This window comes from Pseudoxanthomonas dokdonensis (genome assembly GCF_001431405.1).
GTDB classification, from domain to species: domain Bacteria; phylum Pseudomonadota; class Gammaproteobacteria; order Xanthomonadales; family Xanthomonadaceae; genus Pseudoxanthomonas_A; species Pseudoxanthomonas_A dokdonensis.
This window is the reverse complement of the sequence record NZ_LDJL01000023.1, coordinates 1-17,682: the sequence shown is the minus strand read 5'-3', so window position 1 is coordinate 17,682 and position 17,682 is coordinate 1. Positions and strand designations below refer to the sequence as shown.

General features: G+C 65.8%; 16 protein-coding genes and 1 pseudogene. 9 read left to right on the top strand and 8 right to left on the bottom strand.

Annotated features, from left to right (window positions below; all coding sequences use genetic code 11):
- Positions 1 to 65: 65 nt before the first annotated feature.
- Both ABB29_RS15640 and ABB29_RS15635 read right to left on the bottom strand, forming a co-directional pair.
- The gene (locus tag ABB29_RS15640; RefSeq protein ID WP_057660776.1) at positions 66 to 1,469 is read right to left on the bottom strand and encodes an NAD(P)(+) transhydrogenase (Re/Si-specific) subunit beta; all 1,404 of its coding nucleotides are present in this window, start codon (positions 1,467 to 1,469) and stop codon (positions 66 to 68) included.
- Positions 1,469 to 1,774, bottom strand: coding sequence for an NAD(P) transhydrogenase subunit alpha part 2 (locus tag ABB29_RS15635; RefSeq protein ID WP_057660772.1), 306 nt, complete (start codon positions 1,772 to 1,774; stop codon positions 1,469 to 1,471). The genes ABB29_RS15640 and ABB29_RS15635 overlap by 1 nt, the downstream gene beginning before the upstream one ends.
- Positions 1,775 to 2,019: 245 nt before the next feature.
- On the opposite strand from ABB29_RS15635, the gene ABB29_RS15630 reads away from it, so the two are divergent.
- Genes ABB29_RS15630 through ABB29_RS15620 form a run of 3 tightly spaced genes read left to right on the top strand, consistent with a single transcriptional unit; the run spans position 2,020 to position 3,513 of the window.
- Positions 2,020 to 2,583 (top strand): RNA polymerase sigma factor, encoded by a 564-nt coding sequence (locus ABB29_RS15630; protein WP_057660767.1) that lies wholly within the window; start codon positions 2,020 to 2,022, stop codon positions 2,581 to 2,583.
- Positions 2,580 to 3,002 (top strand): hypothetical protein, encoded by a 423-nt coding sequence (locus ABB29_RS15625; RefSeq protein ID WP_057660765.1) that lies wholly within the window; start codon positions 2,580 to 2,582, stop codon positions 3,000 to 3,002. The genes ABB29_RS15630 and ABB29_RS15625 overlap by 4 nt, the downstream gene beginning before the upstream one ends.
- 4 nt (positions 3,003 to 3,006) lie before the next feature.
- Positions 3,007 to 3,513, top strand: a complete 507-nt coding sequence (locus tag ABB29_RS15620) for a DUF3106 domain-containing protein (protein ID WP_083487977.1) — start codon at positions 3,007 to 3,009, stop codon at positions 3,511 to 3,513.
- A gap of 64 nt (positions 3,514 to 3,577) precedes the next feature.
- Here the strand turns inward: ABB29_RS15620 and ABB29_RS15615 are convergent, their stop codons facing one another.
- Together ABB29_RS15615 and ABB29_RS15610 are read right to left on the bottom strand one after the other, a co-directional pair.
- Positions 3,578 to 4,672 carry an NAD(P) transhydrogenase subunit alpha gene (locus tag ABB29_RS15615; protein WP_057660762.1) on the bottom strand — a complete coding sequence of 365 codons (1,095 nt, stop codon included), beginning with the start codon at positions 4,670 to 4,672 and terminating at the stop codon, positions 3,578 to 3,580.
- A gap of 67 nt (positions 4,673 to 4,739) precedes the next feature.
- Entirely contained in the window at positions 4,740 to 7,034 is a 2,295-nt protein-coding gene (locus ABB29_RS15610) for a DUF1631 domain-containing protein (protein WP_057660758.1), read from the bottom strand.
- Between the two features lie 152 nt (positions 7,035 to 7,186).
- Between ABB29_RS15610 and ABB29_RS15605 the strand changes: the two genes are divergently transcribed.
- From ABB29_RS15605 to ABB29_RS15595, 3 genes are all read left to right on the top strand, one after another.
- A complete protein-coding gene (locus ABB29_RS15605) occupies positions 7,187 to 7,783 on the top strand; it encodes a nitroreductase family protein (protein ID WP_057660755.1) in 597 nt (198 codons plus the stop codon).
- Entirely contained in the window at positions 7,776 to 8,708 is a 933-nt protein-coding gene (locus ABB29_RS15600) for a 5'-3' exonuclease (protein ID WP_057660753.1), read from the top strand. Before ABB29_RS15605 ends, ABB29_RS15600 begins: the two co-directional genes overlap by 8 nt.
- A 160-nt stretch (positions 8,709 to 8,868) precedes the next feature.
- Positions 8,869 to 9,435 (top strand): NUDIX hydrolase, encoded by a 567-nt coding sequence (locus ABB29_RS15595; protein ID WP_057660751.1) that lies wholly within the window; start codon positions 8,869 to 8,871, stop codon positions 9,433 to 9,435.
- 154 nt (positions 9,436 to 9,589) lie between these two features.
- Here the strand turns inward: ABB29_RS15595 and ABB29_RS15590 are convergent.
- The 4 genes and pseudogenes from ABB29_RS15590 to ABB29_RS15575 form a co-directional block, all read right to left on the bottom strand.
- A pseudogene (locus tag ABB29_RS15590) lies at positions 9,590 to 9,799 on the bottom strand (alkylphosphonate utilization protein); the annotation flags it as partial.
- 63 nt (positions 9,800 to 9,862) lie between these two features.
- Entirely contained in the window at positions 9,863 to 10,804 is a 942-nt protein-coding gene (pip, locus tag ABB29_RS15585; RefSeq protein ID WP_057660745.1) for a prolyl aminopeptidase, read from the bottom strand.
- A gap of 106 nt (positions 10,805 to 10,910) precedes the next feature.
- Positions 10,911 to 11,759: a peptide chain release factor N(5)-glutamine methyltransferase gene (gene prmC / locus ABB29_RS15580; RefSeq protein WP_057660742.1), complete on the bottom strand. Its 849-nt coding sequence runs from the start codon at positions 11,757 to 11,759 to the stop codon at positions 10,911 to 10,913.
- A gap of 37 nt (positions 11,760 to 11,796) precedes the next feature.
- Positions 11,797 to 14,493 carry a M1 family metallopeptidase gene (locus tag ABB29_RS15575; protein ID WP_057660739.1) on the bottom strand — a complete coding sequence of 899 codons (2,697 nt, stop codon included), beginning with the start codon at positions 14,491 to 14,493 and terminating at the stop codon, positions 11,797 to 11,799.
- A 265-nt stretch (positions 14,494 to 14,758) separates the two neighbouring features.
- Here ABB29_RS15575 and ahpC point away from each other — a divergent pair, with 265 nt between their 5' ends.
- The 3 genes from ahpC to ABB29_RS15560 all read left to right on the top strand — a co-directional run.
- Positions 14,759 to 15,322 (top strand): alkyl hydroperoxide reductase subunit C, encoded by a 564-nt coding sequence (ahpC, locus tag ABB29_RS15570; RefSeq protein ID WP_057660736.1) that lies wholly within the window; start codon positions 14,759 to 14,761, stop codon positions 15,320 to 15,322.
- A gap of 284 nt (positions 15,323 to 15,606) precedes the next feature.
- Positions 15,607 to 17,187, top strand: coding sequence for an alkyl hydroperoxide reductase subunit F (ahpF, locus tag ABB29_RS15565; protein WP_057660734.1), 1,581 nt, complete (start codon positions 15,607 to 15,609; stop codon positions 17,185 to 17,187).
- Between the two features lie 73 nt (positions 17,188 to 17,260).
- A partial coding sequence (locus tag ABB29_RS15560) for a LysR family transcriptional regulator (protein WP_157062694.1) occupies positions 17,261 to 17,682 on the top strand: 422 nt, incomplete at its 3' end.

Sequence of the window (17,682 nt, the reverse complement as noted above, 5' to 3'; positions counted from 1 at the left end):
CCCCCATCCCAAACTTCCCCCGCAAGCGGGGGAAGGGGTAGAAGCTGATTACCTGGCGGAACTCATTAGTGGCCGCCATCCAGCGCTTTCAGCTCGCTGACCAGGGCCGCGCCCACTTCGGCGCCATCGCCATACAGCATCCGGGCGTTATCGGCGTAGAACAGCGCGTTCTCGATGCCGGCAAAGCCGGTGCCCTTGCCACGCTTGATGATGATGGTGTTCCTGCTGTTGACCACATCGAGGATCGGCATGCCATAAATCGGACTGCCAGGATCGGTCTTCGCGACCGGATTGACCACGTCGTTGGCGCCAATCACCAGCGACACGTCGGTATTGGCGAATTCGGGATTGATGTCATCCATGTCGGCAATCAGGTCGTATGGCACGCCGGCTTCGGCCAGCAGCACGTTCATGTGCCCGGGCATGCGGCCGGCCACCGGATGGATCGCGAACTTGACCTTGACCCCGCGCTCCATCAGTTTCTGCGCCAGTTCCCAGATCTTGTGCTGGGCCTGCGCCACCGCCATGCCGTAACCGGGCACGATGACCACGCGTTCGGCGAACGCCATCATCGCCGCCACGTCGCCGGCTTCAATCGGCTTCTGGCTGCCCGTGATCTCCTGCGCCTGGCCACCGCCACCGAAATTGGAGAACAGCACCCCGCTGATCGGGCGGTTCATCGCCTTGGCCATCAGCCGGGTCAGCAGGATGCCGGCAGCGCCGACCATCATGCCGGCGATGATCAGCGCCTCGTTGCCAAGCACATAGCCTTCGAACGCCACCGCCAGCCCGGTCAGCGCGTTGTACAGCGAAATCACTACCGGCATGTCGGCGCCACCGATCGGCAACGTCATCAGCACGCCCAGCGCCAGCGCAGCGATGAAGAAGGCAATGATCCACGGCACCCCGAGGCTGGCGATGACCCAGCCGCCCAGCACCACCGTGCCGAGTGCGACCAGCGCGTTGAACAGCTGCATGCCGGGGAATGTGTAGCGCTTGTCCATGCGCCCATCCAGCTTGGCCCAGGCGATGATCGAGCCCGACAGCGACACCGCGCCAATCAGCGAGCCGACCACCGCCAGTACCAGGGTGACCCTGGAAGGCGCCATGCCAGTACCGGAAAAGCGCAGCAGTTCGACCGCGCCAATCGCCGCCGCCGAGCCACCGCCCATGCCGTTGTACAGCGCCACCATCTGCGGCATGTCGGTGATGGCGACCTTCTTGCCCGACATCCAGGCAGCGCCGGTGCCAATCACGATGGCCGCCAGAATCAACGGGATGTTGTGCAGATCCGGCAGCAGGAAGGTTGCCAGCGTGGCGATCACCATGCCCGCACCGGCCCAGCGGATGCCGCTGCGCGCGGTCAGCGGCGAGGCCATCCGCTGCAGGCCCAGCAGGAACAGCGTGGCCGCGACCAGATAACTGACCTTGACCAGCAGCGACAGGATGTCCGGCAGGCTGGCGCTCATCAGTGGTCTCCCTTGCCGGCCGGCCTGCGCGAACTCTTGAACATTTCCAGCATCCGCTCGGTCACCACGTAACCGCCGGCGGCGTTGCCCGCGCCCAGCAGCACGGCGATGAAGCCAATGGCCTTTTCCAGGGTGGTATCGGCATGCCCCAGCACCACCATCGCCCCGATCAGCACGATGCCGTGGATGAAGTTGGAACCGGACATCAGCGGGGTATGCAGGATGACCGGCACCCGCGAGATGATCACGTGGCCGGCGATGGCCGCCAGCATGAAGATATACAGCGCCACAAATCCATCGCTCATTCGTCCACTCCGGGTTGTCCAGTGATGCGGCCGTCGCGCAACCGTGTCCGCATCATAACCGTCGCTGAACCCGTTGCCAGCCCGGTCAACCGGATCGCCGGGCGGGCGTTATCAGCCCTGTCAGTACAGGCACGGGAGTTGTCCATGCAGGTTGCCAATGAAACCATCGCCAGCGCCGCGCGCGGATTTGTCCGCGGCTGGGGCTACGCGGGCATGGCAGCGACTTCACGGCCAGGAGATACCCTGTGCTGGTGAGCACTCCTTCGCCGTCGCTGCCGGACATTGCCGAACCCGCGGTGGCGGCAAGCCTGGAACAGTTCCTGGCCGACATCGGCACCCGCGCGTTCCGCTTTGCCGAAGCCGGACTGCGCAGCCGTGATGACGCGCTGGACGCGGTGCAGGACGCGATGATGAAGATGCTGTCCTACCAGCAGCGCCCGGCGCAGGAGTGGACACCGCTGTTCTGGAGCATCCTGCGCCGCAAGATCATCGACATCCAGCGTCGCCACGGCTTCCGGCTGCGCTGGCTCAGCCCGGCCGCCGATCACGATCAGGACAGCCGTATCGACTGGTCGGACCAGGCTGCCGGTCCGTCGCAGGCGCATGACCAGCGCGAAAGCTATGCGCGGCTGGTCGAAGCCCTGCGGCAATTGCCGGCACGCCAGCGCGAGGCCTTCACCCTGCGGGTCCTGGAGGAACTGGATGTCGCCGATACCGCCAAGGCGATGGGCTGTTCGCAGGGTTCGGTCAAAACCCATCTGTCGCGCGCCCGCGAGGCATTGCAAAAACAACTGGAGGATTTCCGATGAGCCCGCCCATCCATGGCGCGCCTGACCACGGCGCGCCGCTGCCACTGGACAGGCAGGCCAGAGGCCTGCACCAGCAGGCACTGCAGTCGCTGTCACCGCAGGTGCTGGCACAGTTGCGCGCCGCCCGCACGCAGGCCCAGCGGGCGTCCGTGCATGCCTCGCCGGCGTGGCAGCGGCGCTGGCTGCCGGCCGCTGCCACCGCGTTGTCGTTGGCACTGGCCTCGGTCATCGGCCTGCATTACTTCGGCAGCGAACCGGCGCCAACACCGTCAACGCCTGTCGCGGTCAGCAGCGAGGCGGTCGAGGCCAGCCTGTCGGCCGCCACCGAATACCGCGATACCTCCGCGGTGCTGGACGAAAATCCGGATCTCTATCTGTGGCTGGCATCCACCGATGTCCCATCCCTGGCAATGGAATAACCCGATGAAAAACCGACTCTTGTTGTGCCTGTTGCTGGCTCCGGCGTCGCTGGGGCTGGCGTTGAATGCCAACGCGCAGGCGACCACGACCGGCACTGCGCCTGCCGCAACCCAGTCACTGCCTGACTGGGAACAGCTGACCCCGCAGCAGCGCGAAGTGCTGGTGGCACCGTTGCGCGACCGCTGGAACCAGGATCCCGACAGCCGCCAGCGCATGCTGCAGCATGCCCAGCGCTGGAGCAGCATGACCCCGCAGCAGCGTGAGCAGGCCCGTCGTGGCATGCGTCGTTTCGAAAAGATGACCCCGCTGCAGCGCGAGCAGACCCGGGCGCTGTACCAGCAGATGCGCAAGCTGGACAAGCCGCAGCGCGAACAGTTGCGCGAGCAATGGAAAAAAATGAGCGCCGAGCAGCGCCAGGAATGGGTCAGGCAACATCCGCCGGGGCCGGACCTGGGCCCGCCCGATGGCGACGGCCACGGTCCGCATCACCGGCCGCCACCGTCACCCTGAGAAAGCGGCAGCGGTGTTGCAGCCGCCCGCGATTGGCGCAAGTGCCGAGCAGGCAGACCTGGCTTCAGGCCGAGCTCGGTGGTTGCGGCCAGCGGGTCCTGGCCAGCAGTTCATCGTCCCAATCGAAGGCCAACTGGCCGTCGTTGATGAACAACGACACGAAGTTCAACACGTTGCGCGCATACATCTCGCTGGCGTGGACCGCGCCCATGCTGGCCAGGTTGAGCGGTCCGGACACCACCACGCCCTTGTGGTCGATGGTCTGGCCCGGTTCGGTCAGCTCGCAGTTGCCGCCGGTTTCAGCGGCCAGATCGACGATCACGCTACCCGGCTTCATCCCTTCGACCATTGCCCGGCTGATGATTTTCGGCGCCGGACGTCCCGGTACCGCCGCGGTGCAGACAATCACGTCGACGCTCTTCAGGTGCTCGGCCAGGCGCGCCTGCTGCTCGGCACGCTCCTCCTCGGTCAGTTGCCGGGCATAGCCGCCTTCGCCGGCGGCACTGACGCCGAGGTCGAGGAACTTGCCCCCCAGTGATTCGATCTGCTCACGGGTCTCCGGGCGCACGTCGAAGCCTTCCACCTGCGCGCCCAGACGCTTGCTGGTGGCAATCGCCTGCAGACCGGCGACACCGGCACCGACAATCAACACCCGCGACGGCCGGATGGTGCCGGCGGCGGTGGTCAGCATCGGGAAGAACCTGGGTGCCAGTTGCGCGGCAATCAGCACCGCCTTGTAGCCGGCCATGCCGGCCTGCGAGCTGAGCACGTCCATCGCCTGTGCGCGGGTGGTCCGTGGCAGCTTTTCCAGCGGAAACACCGCCAACTGGCGCGACTGCATTGCCTGCGCGCGGCCGTCATCGGCATCGGGATTGAGCATGCCGACCAGGGTCGCGCCGGTTTTCAGCTGCTGCAGGCGTGCTGCCTGCGGCGCCTGTACGCAGACGATGACATCGGCATCGTCGCCGGCGCCCGCATCCACCAGCGAGCCACCTGCATCGACATACGCCTGGTCAACGAAACCCGCCGCCAGTCCGGCGCCGGATTCAATCTCGACGGCCGCGCCACGCGCCAGCAGCTTCTTCACGGTTTCCGGCGTGGCCGCCACGCGACGCTCCCCCGGTGCCGATTCCTTCAGTACCCGTACCTTGACCGCCATGCGCGCCTCGCCGTGGATGAACCCGACCGATGCTAGCAAAGCCGGCGTGGGATCACACCGGCCGCGATCAGACGTGCTCGGGGCGCCTGGCCTGCGGTTCCAGGCGATCGATAACGCCCTGCATGGCGGCGTCGAACGCGTCTTCCTCGCGATGCATGCGCAGCCGGCCCAGCCGCACCATCACCGCCAGTTCCTCCGGCGAGGCCACGCAGAAGCGCACGCCACGGCGGTTGACGAACAGCAGCCGCGACGAAATCGGGCTGATCCAGGACAGCTTGCCGGCCTGGACCTTGTTGTCCTTGTCGATGAAGTCCAGCCAGGTGCCGACTTCCAGCTTGCGGAAGTGATCGGCATCGGTGTGGTCGAACTCCAGGGTGTCGGTACCGCCAACCAGCTCGATCGCCGACGGATCGTCTTCCAGCGGCGACTTCGGCAGGTTGACCTGCGGCAACTCGGGCAGCTTCTTTTCCAGATCCGGCCGCGACAATGCCACCGCGTGCAGGGTGTCATGCAGGGCATCGACCGCGATGCCGGCGGCGTCGGCATTCATGCCGACACTGGCGAATACCTGCATCAGCGGCGGCCGCCACGCCTGCAACCACGGCTTGCCGACCACTTGTCGCTGCGCCTCGGACAATTCCTCCAGCACGCCATCGGCCAGGGTCAGCGCCTGGGCAAATCCTTCGCCCTCCTCGCCCTCGCGCAGCAGGGTCATGGTCACATGGTGGGCCCAGGGCTGGCGCAGGAAATCCTCGATCGCCTGCGGCACGCTGCGTCCCTGCAGGCGCGCTTCCATCTCGCTGGTCATGCGCTCGCGGGCCGATTCCAGGCGCTCCTGGCCACGCTGGATTTCGGTGGCGCGTCGCTCGGCGATCTCGATGCGGCGCTTGTGCTGTTCAAGGAAGGCACGGAATTCTTCTTCCAGGGTCAGGAAGATCGCCAGGTTTTCATTGAACTCGGCAACCAGCCGCTGCACCACTTCCTCGACCTTGGTCATCAGCGTGCGTTCGGCCGCGCTTTCGCCATTGTTGCCTTCGCAGGCCTCGGCCAGCACGTTGAGCAGGCGCCGCGCCGGATGGGTCTTCTGCACGAACATGCGCCGGTCCAGCAATGCGACCTTGACGAACGGCACCACCAGGCGACCGATCAGCTCGCGCGGTCGGCCTTCAAGGTCACGCTCGTCCAGCATCACGTCAAACAGCATGCCGACCAGATCGATGGCGTCCTCGTCGACCGGCGCCAACCGGGTCATCGCCGGGTCCACGCCGAGCTGGGTGGCGCTGTTGATGACCTCGCTCTTCAACCGCTGCGCCAGCGACTCACCGGCATCGCCAATGGCGGCGTTGAGGGTGGCGCTGGGGGTCGCCTGCAGCAGCGACAGCACCGACAGCATCTCGCGTTGCGACAGGTTGCGTTGGCCCAGCATTGGCGCCGGAGCACCCTGGCTGTCGCGGCCGTTGTTGTTACGCGATTCCTGCAGCAGGTGGTGGAGGGCTTCCAGCAACACCCCGTTGGCACTGTCGTCACCGCCAGCGAAGTTGCCACCCTGGCCACCGCTGCCGTGCTGGGCGGCATGGATGCCACGGCTGACGCCGGCCATGCGGTTGACGAAACGCGCCGCCCAGGCGGGGGCGTTGTCCGGCTCGTCCGGCGACAGGTAGTCGTCCGGTTCGGGCCGGCTTTCCGCCGGTTGCGGGCGCGGATGGGTCCGCGGCGATGGCATCTCCGGGATCACCCCAGCCTTGGCCAGGGCCTGGTCCAGACTCTCGTAAATCTTGCTGATGCCGGGCACCAGATCGCGCTCGCACAGCTTGAGCAGGACCAGCCGCACTTCCATCGCCAGTTCGCAGGTCGAGAAAGCCGCATGCACCGCCGCGCCGATATGGTCGGGGCCAATCGGGTTGTGTTCGCTGTCGAGTTCGACCCCGGCCAGCAGCGCCAGGCGCTGCTGCAGCCGCGCCAGAACGGCCTTGCAGTCGCGCGCGACCACGCTGGCGAAATTGCGCACGCCCAGCCTTGATTCCAGTTCCTGTTCGCTGACCAGCGCCAGCCCTTCGCTGTCGCCGGCGCCCAGTGCCTGTTCGGCGGACATCGGCGAGCCGCCGGCAAACGCGTCCCACGACTGTTCCAGCGATTGCTTGAACAGGGTGCCCACTTCCTGGCGCCGACGGCGCAGTTCACGCATCGCGTCCAGGAACACCATCTGCGAGTGACCGGCGCGCTCGGCGCGGTCGAACAGCACGTCGTCGAAACGGCCGACCGCGGCGGCAAACAGCTCCGACAACGGCGCTACCGCCTGTGCGCGGGCTTGCGCCAGCAGGGGCTGGTTACGGCGCGTGGCCATATTTTGGGGGTTCGACATGCGCAAGGTTCCCCGCCTTGGCAGGCGAAAGTGGCTTGAGAGGATGGGTCAGGGGTGTACCCCGCCATCGTAGGAAATCCGGCGTCATCACAACCGTGACCATATCGTCACTTTGATGCAGCGCACCCAGGCGGACACGTTAAACTTGTCCGATGAGCGCATTGTATCCCTCCGTCGATGAAGCCCTTGCATTCCTCGACCGCCGCCGGTCCGTCCCTTCCAAGCAATTGTCCGCCCCCGGCCCCGATGCGCCGATCCTGCTGCGGATGCTGCAGGCCGCCTCGCGGGTGCCGGACCACGGCAAGCTGGTGCCGTTCCGTTTCATCCATATCCACGGCGATGCCCGGCTTCGCCTGGGCGACCAGCTGGCCGAACTCAGCCGCCAGCGCGACGCCGATGCCGGCGAAGCGGCCATCGAAAAAGACCGGATGCGTTTCGCCCATGCGCCGGACATCATCACCGTGGTCGCCCGCCTGACACCCGGCCACAAAGTCCCCGAGCAGGAGCAGCTGCTGACTGCCGGCAGCGTCTGTTTTGCCCTGCTGCAGGCGGCGCAGGCGCTGGGCTTTGGCGCGCAGTGGCTGACCGCGTGGATGGCCTACGACCCGACCGTGGCGCGCTGGCTGGGCCTGGGTGACAACGAGCGCGTCGCCGGCTTCATCCATATCGGCACGGCACGGATGGAGGCACCGGAACGCGAACGCCCGGACGCGGCGGCGCTGCTGTCCGAATGGCAGCCGCATGACTGATTCCGCGCCAGCCGCGGCAGCCCCGCCGACGCTGTACCTGGTCGATGCGAGCCTGTACGTGTTCCGCGCCTGGCACTCGATGCCCGATGAATTCCATGATGCCGATGGCTGGCCGGTCAACGCGGTGCACGGTTTCACCCGCTTCCTGCTCGAGTTGCTGGAGCGTGAGCGCCCACGGCATATCGCCATCGCCTTCGACGAAGCGCTGGACAGCTGTTTCCGCAACCGCATCTATCCGGCCTACAAGGCCAACCGTGATCCGGCCCCGGAGGAACTGCGCCGCCAGTTCGGCCATTGCAAGGCGCTGTGCGCGGCGCTGGGCCTGAACGTGCTGGCGCATGGCGAATACGAGGCCGATGACCTGATTGGCAGCGCGGTCTGGTCGGCGCGCGCGCATGGTTTCCGCAGCGTGATCGTGTCCGCCGACAAGGACCTGTCGCAGTTGCTTGGCGAACACGACGAGCAATGGGATTTTGCCCGCGGCCTGCGCTGGGGAGTGGGCGGGGTCAAGGCCCGGCATGGGGTGGAAGCACGGCAGATTGCCGACTACCTGGCCCTGGCCGGCGACGCGGTAGACAACATTCCCGGGGTCAGCGGCATCGGCGCCAAGTCGGCGGCAATCCTGCTGGCCCACTTCGGTGATCTGGATACGCTGCTGCAGCGGGTGGACGAGGTGCCGTTCCTGCGCCTGCGCGGCGCGGCGACGTTGGCCGCGCGCCTGCGCGAACAACGCGATAAAGCATTGTTGTGGCGGCAGCTGACCACCATCGCCATCGACGCGCCACTGGATGGCGTGGAGCCACACTTCGGCCGCGGCGAAGTCTATGCCGATGTGCTCGGCGGCCTGGCCGACGCATTGCGGCTGGGCCCGTTGACCCGGCGGCGCCTGCATGCGGCCGCGGGACTGGACCCGGTCCCGGCCTGAGCCAGCGCGGCCCGTAGAGCTGAGCTTGCTCCGCTGGACGGTACAACCTGTGGCTGCGGGGCAGCGGAGCAAGCTCCGCTCTACGGACATACAGGCATACGGACAATACGGGCAGCTTCGCATTCACCCAAAAACGGCTGCCACGCTCTAACATCACGCCATGACCAATAGCGCCCACGCCGACAAGACCGCCACCCCCGACATCGTCTACGAAGGCAAATACATGCGCATGGTGGTGCGCGGCAGCTGGGAATACTGCGAACGCACCCATGCCAACGGACTGGCCGCGATCATCATCGCGGTGACTCCCGCCGATGAAGTGTTGTTCGTCGAACAGTTCCGGGTGCCGTTGCAGGCCAACACCATCGAAATGCCGGCCGGCCTGGTGGGCGACATCGATGCCGACGAATCGATCGAACTGTCGGCCATCCGCGAACTGGAAGAGGAAACCGGCTGGACCGCGGCGCAGGCCGAGGTGCTGATGATCGGGCCGACCTCATCGGGTTCCAGCAGCGAGAAGATTGCCTTTGTCCGCGCCACCGGCCTGCGCAAGGTCGGCGAAGGCGGCGGTGACGCCAGCGAGGACATCACTGTCCACGCCATCCCGCGCCGCGAGGCCGCGGCCTGGCTGACCCGCAAGCTCAGCGAAGGCTACGAGCTGGATGCCAAGTTGTGGGCCGGCTTGTGGATGATCGAGCACCAGCTCGACGGCACCCCACGCGGCTGATCGCCCGTAGAGCGGAGCTTGCTCCGCTGGAAAACACCTGTAGAGCGGAGCCTGCTCCGCTGCATGACCTGGCAAGCGGAGCAAGCTCCGCTCTACCGCGAACCATCCTCAGGCCTGGCAAGCGGAGCAAGCTCCGCTCTACCGGGGATCATCCTCAGGCCTTTTTCAGGAACTCGGTGCGCAGAACCAGGCCCTTGACCTTCTCGGCATTGCATTCGATCAAGTCTTCGTCATCGGTCAGGCGGATGTTCTTGATCAGGGTCCCGCGCTTGAGCGTGACCGAGGTTCCCTTGACCTTCAGGTCCTTGATCAGGGTGACCGAATCACCGTCAGCCAGACGGGTACCGTTGCTGTCCTTGACCACGATGTCCTGTTCGTCCGTCATCCTTCATTCTCCTTGTCGCCGGGCGCGCCCGGCACGGTGGCATCAGGCAAACGCGTCGGTGGCCCGCACCAGCGCGTCGATGTTCTCTTCCTCGAACGCCGAATGGCCGGACGCCGCGGAAATTTCCAGTCTGGCTTTCGGCCAGGCCTTGTGCAGATCCCAGGCATTGGCAATCGGGCAGACCACGTCATAGCGGCCGTGCACGATCACGCCGGGGATGTCGGCGATGCGGTGGGCATCGCGCAGCAGCTGGTCCTCGACTTCGAAGAAGCCGCCGTTGACGAAGTAATGGTTCTCGATGCGGGCAAAGGCCAGTGCGAACGCCGGATCCTCGTGGCCGCTGATGAAATCCTCGTCCACGTGCAGATAACTGGTCGCCCCTTCCCAGACGCTCCAGGCGCGGGCGGCGTCGAGCCGGGTCTGTTCGTCGTCACTGGTCAGGCGGCGATGGAACGCGGAAATCAAATCATGGCGCTCGACCGGCGGAATCGCGCTGATGTAGTGCTCCCACGCATCCGGGAACAAACGGTTGGCGCCTTCCTGGTAAAACCATTCCAGCTCCCAGCGCCGCAGCATGAAGATGCCGCGCAGGACCAGTTCGGTGACCCGCTGCGGGTGGGTCTGTGCGTAGGCCAGTGACAGCGTCGAACCCCAGCTGCCACCAAATACCTGCCAGCGGTCGATGCCGAGCTTCTCGCGCAACTTCTCGATGTCGGCGACCAGGTGCCAGGTGGTGTTGTCGACCAGATCCGCATGCGGCGTGGACTGGCCGGAGCCGCGCTGGTCGAACATGATGATGCGGTACCTGGCCGAGTCGTGGAAACGCCGCATCTTCGCCGTCACCCCGCCGCCGGGGCCACCGTGCAGCAGCACCACCGGCTTGCCCTGCGGATTGCCGGACTGTTCGTAATAAAGCGTGTGGCGGTCATCGACCTTCAACATGCCGGTGTCGAACGGTTCGATCTCGGGATACAGGCTGCGCATGGGCAAGACTTCGCGGTTCAAGTGAAGCGCAAGTTTAACGCAGGCGGGCGGACGGGCCTGTTGCATCACGGCGCCGCGCTGCCGCGGATTTCAGCCCAGCAAGCGCTCAAGCCAGCCATTGCCCCAGGCTGACCCGGTCCCGCGCTTCCAGATCCTGCACTGTCTGCACCGCTTGCAGGCCGGCGTCCCGCAGCAGCGCGCGGATTGCCTCGCCCTGGTCCCAGCCATGTTCCAGCAGCAACCAGCCGTGCGGGTTCAGATGATGCGGCGCACCGGCCACGATCGCGCGAATCGCATCCAACCCATCGGCACCGGAGGACAACGCGCTGGCAGGCTCATGCCGCAGGTCGCCACGTTGCAGGTGCGGATCAGCGGCAGCGATGTAGGGCGGATTGCTGGCGATGACGTCGAAGCGCATCCCGGCGAACGGTTGCCACCAGCTGCCGTGACGGAACTGCACCCGTTCCAGCCCATGGCTGGCCGCGTTACGGCGTGCCACCGCCAGGGCGCCGGCACTGGCATCGCTGGCCCAGACCTGCATGCGCGGCCGCTCGCTGGCCACGGCCAGGGCAATCGCGCCGCTGCCAGTCCCCAGATCCAGCAGCCGGCCATCGCTGTCGGCTGCCACCCGTTGCAATACCTGTTCGACCAGCAACTCGGTTTCCGGACGCGGAATCAACGTGTCCGGGCTGACCTCCAGATCCAGGGTCCAGAAGCCACGCCGTCCCAGCAGGTATGCCACCGGTTCGCCGGCCAGTCGCCGGCGCAGCAGATCCTGCAGTGCGCTGGCCGCTGACGCCGGCACCGGATCCCGCGCATGCGCGAACAGCCAGGCGCGGTCACGCTGCAGGGCGTGGCCCAGCAGCAGTTCGGCCACCTGCCGGCCATCTTCGGCCGGCAGTTGCGCGGTGGCATCCAGCAGCCACTGGCTGACATCGGACGGGGGCGTACTCATTGCGATGCGCGGTCGAAGCTGATGATGGACGCGCAGCTTACTTGAAAGCCCCGCCCCAGCCGCGCTTGCCCTGCTCGGCCACCAGTGCCGCGCACAGGCCAACGCGTTCAACCGCCTGTTTCAGCGCGCGCGGGCCGCCCTCGATGTCGGCAACGCGCTGGCTGAAGCGCTGCTGCAGGTCCGCCGCTTCCGCATCGCTGCACATGCCTGCCGCATACAGGCCGATCAGGCGCGCGCCGGCCGGTGCCAGCGAGGCTTCCAGGGTGTCGAAGTTGTCATCGACCCAGGTCCGCAACGCCGGGCGCGTGACCGCCTCATCCATTTGCGGCATCAACAGCGGTACCAGTTCGTTACGCCGCAGCAGGCCTTTTTCCAGAATCAACGCGCGTGCACGGGCGGCCAGTGCTGGCTGCTGCATGCTGCCCATCGCGCCCAGCAGTTCGGCGCGAAGGCTCGGGTCCTGGCTGCCACGCAGGTGTTTTTCCAACACCTCGAAGGTGCTGGCATCGCCGGCGCGGGCGGCGGCCTCGATGGCCGGTGCGCGCAGGTCGCGTGGGGTCGCCTGCGGATCCAGCTGGCCACTGCCGGCGCTGCCGTCGGCCGCCAGCCCGATCACCGCGCGGCCACGCTTTTCCAGTTCCGCGCGCAGCTCCGGGCTTTCACCGGTGCGGTCGAGCAGGCCGACCAGCGCGCGACGCAGGATGCGGGTGTCATCGCTCTCACCCGCGGCCGCATCCAGGCCGATCGATTGCAGGCGCGGACCGTAGCTGTCACGGACAAACGCCGCCAGCGCCTGTTTCTGCTCTGGCGAACGCGCCAGGTATTCCTTCATCCAGACCAGCATTTCCATCGGCGCGGTGGCGGTCTGGCGCACCTGCGAAGCGGCCAGCAGCGGCACGCTGGCCAGATAGCCCTGGCTGTCGATGCTGCCGGCGCGGTAGCCGGCTTCCAGCGAGTCGGCATAGATGCGCTGTTCGCGCTCGTCGAGCGAAGCAAACGCGGCGGTCAGCTTGCCGGCATCCTTGTCCTGCAACGTATAGCGGTAATAGCCATGGCCGTGGGCGTTGGGCATCACCCACGCCGGACAGGCATCGGCCTGCCGCAACGGCACCACTGCCTCGGTCTGGCTGACCAGATCGCACTGCTCGTGCAGCTTGCCGTTGGCCTGGTACCGCACGCATAGCGGCAGGCCCCAATGCTGGTCGCTGCTGGCGGCAGAACCCAACGGCAGATAGCGCGATTGCTGGATGCGCAGCGATGGCTGCTTGCCATCGCAATCCACCGCGACTTTCACATAGGGCACCCCGGGCTGGTCGATGAAGCTCTTGAACGCGGCATCAAGGCTGGCCGGATCCTTGCTGTGGGCGGCGACGGCGGCAATCAGGTCGGCGCTGGTGGCGTTGCCGCGCGCATGTGCTTTCAGGTAGTCGCGCACGCCCTGGCGGAAGTTGTCCTCGCCGACGTAACTCTCGAACATCGCCAGCACCGCGCCACCTTTCTGGTAAGTGATGCCATCGAACGCGGACTGGATCTCGGTGAAGTCGTTGATCGGCTCGTGCACCCGCCGGGTGTTGACCAGGCTGTCTTCGCTCATCGCCCCCAGCGCCCCTTCCAGCAGACCGCGGTCGCTATGGAATTCCGGCTGCAACTGCCCGGTGATCTTGTTGCCCATCCAGGTGGCGAAGGCTTCGTTGAGCCACAGATCGTCCCACCAGCGCATCGTCACCAGATCGCCGAACCACTGGTGCGCCAGCTCGTGCGCGCTGACACCCCAGAACGACTGGCGCTCGCGCGGAGTCGAGTTTTCATCCGGGAACATCAGGGTGTCGCGATAGACGATGAGGCCGGCGTTTTCCATCGCCCCGGCCCAGAAATCCGGCGCCGCCAGATTGTCCAGCTTCGAGAACGGATACGGCGTGCCGAAGTATTTCTCCAGCTCGGTGACGATGACCGGGGTGTTGGCCAGCGAGTACTTCAGTCGCTTGCCCTGGTCCTTGGCGGCAATGCCGCGCAGCTTGATCGGGGTATCGCGGATGTCGGTCGCCGGAATGTCCGGCCCCTGCACCACGTCCCAGGGACCGACCGCGAATGCAAGCAGGTAGCTGGGCAGTGCTTCGGTGCGGGCGAACGTAATCCGCTTCCAGCCCGGGCCGGCGGCTTCGGTCCTGATCGCTTCGGTGTTGGCGAATGCCTGGTCGGCTTCCGGCACGATCAGGCTGATCTCCCACGGCTGCTTGAAGCTGGGTTCGTCGAAACCGGGGAAAGTGTTGCGCGCGCCCAGCGGCTCCATCTGCGTGACCACGTAGTCCTCGCCATCCGGCTTGACCCGGTAGGCACCCTGCAACTGGCCATAGGGCGCGGCGAACCGGATATCGATGCTGGCCTTGCCGGCCGGGATTTCCCTGGCCGCGGTCAGCTTGAGCACGCCCGACACGTCAGCCGGCTCGGCCTGCAGCGCCACTTCGCTGCCATCGGCCAGTACCGCGACCGCACTCTGGATGTCGAGGTCGCGACCGTGCATCCAGATGACCCGGGTCGGCGTGGCCACCTCGGCCTGGATGCGGGTGCTGCCACTGAAACGTTCCTGGCCGGGGTCCAGCTTCAGCTCCAACTGCACCAGCGATGGCACCACGGTACGCGGCAATGGTCCGGTCGGCACCGTTTCACTTGCGAACGACGGAACGGTGGCCAACATCAATGCAGTGGTCAGCAGGCGGCGACGCAGGACGCTCATCGGCAATCTCTCCCCATGGATAAACCCCCACTCTGACCACCCTGAACGCCGCTACCCCCTGCCAGAAGTCATGCATCGGCGAGCGGTTGTCATCGGCGTGCCCATCCCCATCCAGAAGCGGTAGGTGGGTCACGCTTTATCATCGATAGACAAAACCTATTGAAGTGATTCCATCAATCGATTTGATGAATTCATGCGACAAGCATAGGATTCCTCTATCGCGGCAACGCGACGTTTTCCACCCACTCGCAATAAGGAACTCTCGATGTCCCTGATCAATACCCAAGTCCAGCCGTTCAAGACCACCGCGTTCCACAACGGTGAATTTGTTGAAGTGAGCGACCAGACCCTGAAAGGCAAGTGGTCCGTGCTGATCTTCATGCCGGCCGCCTTCACCTTCAACTGCCCGACCGAAGTGGAAGACGCCGCCGACAACTACGCCGAGTTCCAGAAGGCCGGCGCCGAGGTCTACATCGTCACCACCGACACCCACTTCTCGCACAAGGTCTGGCACGAAACCTCGCCAGCCGTGGGCAAGGCCCAGTTCCCGCTGGTCGGCGACCCGACCCACCAGCTGACCCGCGCTTTTGGCGTGCACATCGATGAAGAAGGCCTGGCCCTGCGCGGTACCTTCGTGATCAATCCGGAAGGCGTGATCAAGACCGTCGAAATCCACGACAACGCCATTGCCCGCGACGTTTCCGAAACCCTGCGCAAGCTCAAGGCCGCCCAGTTCGTCGCCGCCCACCCGAACGAAGTGTGCCCGGCCAAGTGGAAGGAAGGCGCCAAGACCATCGCCCCGTCGCTGGACCTGGTCGGCAAGATCTAACGTTGCCCGCAACAGCAACCCGCAACACCGATAACGCGTAACCAGCAACGCCGACCCCGGGCCCAGCGCCCGGGGCTCTTGCCGCCAGCGAAGGATCCCGCGCGGCCTCCAGACGTTTGCATCAGCGGCTTGTGCCGCCCGCCGGGATTTGTCCTCTCCCCCTTTCCGGCACTGCCCAGGCCCAGGCCGCTTCTGCAAGCGTCCGCCCACACGATGCCCGCACATGCGCCGGCACCGGCGTCGACACGAATCCACATCAACCACTCATGCAAGGAGTCGTCACCATGCTGGATGACAATCTCAAAAGCCAGCTGAAAGGCTATCTCGAAAAGGTCACCCGCCCGATCGTCATCACCGCCTCGGTGGATGACAGCGAAGCCTCGCGGGAAATGCTGGCGCTGTTGAATGATCTGCTGTCGCTGTCGGACCGTATCAGCCTGTCCGAACGTCGCGACGACGATGCGCGCAAGCCTTCGTTTGCGTTGTCCACGCCCGGCCACGACATCCATCTGCGCTTTGCCGGCCTGCCGATGGGCCACGAGTTCACCTCGCTGGTGCTGGCGCTGCTGCAGGTCGGTGGACATCCGTCGAAGCTGGCCCAGGACACCATTGCCGCCATCCGCGAGCTGCCCGGCGAATACAGGTTCGAGACCTATTTCTCGCTGTCGTGCCAGAACTGCCCGGACGTGGTCCAGGCGCTGAACCTGATGAGCGTGCTCAACCCCAATATCGAGCATGTGGCCATCGACGGCGCGCTGTTCCAGGACGAGGTCGAACAGCGTCAGGTGATGTCGGTGCCGACCATCTTCCTCAACGGCGAAGTATTCGCCGCCGGACGCATGGGCGTGGAGGAAATCGTCGCCCGGCTGGACAGCAACAGCGCCGCCCGCGATGCAGAGAAAATCAATGCCAAAAAACCCTTCGACGTGCTGGTGGTCGGCGGCGGTCCGGCCGGTGCGGCAGCGGCCATCTATGCCGCGCGCAAGGGCATCCGCACCGGCGTGGCCGCCGAGCGTTTCGGTGGCCAGGTGCTGGACACCATGGCGATCGAGAACTTCGTCTCGGTGTCCTATACCGAAGGCCCCAAGCTGGCCGCCGCGCTGGAACAGCATGTCAAGGAATACGACGTCGACGTGATGAACCTGCAGCGCGCGGAAAAACTGCGACCGACCGCAGACGGCATCGAAATCCAGCTCGCCAACGGCGGCAAGCTCACTTCGAAGACCGTGATCCTGTCCACCGGCGCGCGCTGGCGGCAGATGGGCGTGCCCGGCGAGGAGCAGTACCGCAACGCCGGCGTGGCCTATTGTCCGCACTGTGACGGCCCGTTGTTCAAGGGCAAGCGGGTGGCGGTGATTGGCGGCGGCAACTCCGGTGTCGAAGCGGCCATCGATCTGGCCGGCATCGTCGCCCACGTGACCCTGCTGGAATTCGACAGCAAGCTGCGCGCCGATGACGTACTGCAGCGCAAACTGCGCAGCCTGGCCAATGTGCGCATCATCACCAGTGCACAGACCACCGAAGTGCTGGGCGATGGCAGCAAGGTCAACGGCCTGGTCTACAAGGACCGCGAAGGCGGTGACTCGCACCGGGTCGAACTGGAAGGCATCTTCGTGCAGATCGGCCTGCTGCCCAACACCGAGTGGCTGAAAGGCACGCTGGAGCTGTCGCCACGTGGCGAGATCATCATCGACGAGCGCGGCCAGACCTCGCTGCCGGGCGTGTTTGCCGCCGGCGATGCGACCACGGTACCGTACAAGCAGATCGTCATCGCGATGGGCGCCGGTTCCACCGCCGCACTCAGCGCATTCGACCACCTGATCCGTACCTCGGCACCGGCCGAGGTCGAAGCCGCGGCAGCCTGAGCCGGCGTTGCAACGGCGGCCCCGCGCGGGCCGTCGTAGTGGCATCGGAACCGGAACCCACACAGGAGTTGGCGTGAACCTACGCGATTTGAAGTACCTGGTGGCACTGGCCGATCACAAGCATTTCGGTCGCGCGGCCGACGCCTCGTTCGTCAGCCAGCCGACCCTGTCGACCCAGATCCGCAAGCTCGAGGAAGAACTCGGCGTGTCGCTGGTCGAACGTGCGCCACGCAAGGTCATGCTGACCCCGGCCGGGCGTGACGCCGCCGAGCGCGCGCGCCGGATCATCAGCGAAGTCGAGCAGATGAAGGAAGCCGCCCGCCGCAGCCAGGACCCGGAGGCCGGTACCGTGCGGCTGGGGATGTTCCCGACCCTGGGGCCATACTTGCTGCCGCACGTCATCCCGCAGCTGCGCAGCCGCGACAGCAGCACGTCGCTTTTTTCCTCGACCAGCAGCAGTTCCAGCTCGGGAAAGCGGCTGCGCAGCTGCGGGAT

What these genes read in the sequence shown, in the direction of transcription:
- ABB29_RS15640 (WP_057660776.1), bottom strand. Translation starts at nt 1,469, where the DNA reads ATGAGCGCCAGCCTGCCGGACATCCTGTCGCTGCTGGTCAAGGTCAGT.
- ABB29_RS15635 (WP_057660772.1), bottom strand. Translation starts at nt 1,774, where the DNA reads ATGAGCGATGGATTTGTGGCGCTGTATATCTTCATGCTGGCGGCCATC.
- ABB29_RS15625 (WP_057660765.1), top strand. Translation starts at nt 2,580, where the DNA reads ATGAGCCCGCCCATCCATGGCGCGCCTGACCACGGCGCGCCGCTGCCA.
- ABB29_RS15620 (WP_083487977.1), top strand. Translation starts at nt 3,007, where the DNA reads ATGAAAAACCGACTCTTGTTGTGCCTGTTGCTGGCTCCGGCGTCGCTG.
- ABB29_RS15615 (WP_057660762.1), bottom strand. Translation starts at nt 4,672, where the DNA reads ATGGCGGTCAAGGTACGGGTACTGAAGGAATCGGCACCGGGGGAGCGT.
- ABB29_RS15610 (WP_057660758.1), bottom strand. Translation starts at nt 7,034, where the DNA reads ATGTCGAACCCCCAAAATATGGCCACGCGCCGTAACCAGCCCCTGCTG.
- ABB29_RS15605 (WP_057660755.1), top strand. Translation starts at nt 7,187, where the DNA reads ATGAGCGCATTGTATCCCTCCGTCGATGAAGCCCTTGCATTCCTCGAC.
- ABB29_RS15600 (WP_057660753.1), top strand. Translation starts at nt 7,776, where the DNA reads ATGACTGATTCCGCGCCAGCCGCGGCAGCCCCGCCGACGCTGTACCTG.
- ABB29_RS15595 (WP_057660751.1), top strand. Translation starts at nt 8,869, where the DNA reads ATGACCAATAGCGCCCACGCCGACAAGACCGCCACCCCCGACATCGTC.
- pip (WP_057660745.1), bottom strand. Translation starts at nt 10,804, where the DNA reads ATGCGCAGCCTGTATCCCGAGATCGAACCGTTCGACACCGGCATGTTG.
- prmC (WP_057660742.1), bottom strand. Translation starts at nt 11,759, where the DNA reads ATGAGTACGCCCCCGTCCGATGTCAGCCAGTGGCTGCTGGATGCCACC.
- ABB29_RS15575 (WP_057660739.1), bottom strand. Translation starts at nt 14,493, where the DNA reads ATGAGCGTCCTGCGTCGCCGCCTGCTGACCACTGCATTGATGTTGGCC.
- ahpC (WP_057660736.1), top strand. Translation starts at nt 14,759, where the DNA reads ATGTCCCTGATCAATACCCAAGTCCAGCCGTTCAAGACCACCGCGTTC.
- ahpF (WP_057660734.1), top strand. Translation starts at nt 15,607, where the DNA reads ATGCTGGATGACAATCTCAAAAGCCAGCTGAAAGGCTATCTCGAAAAG.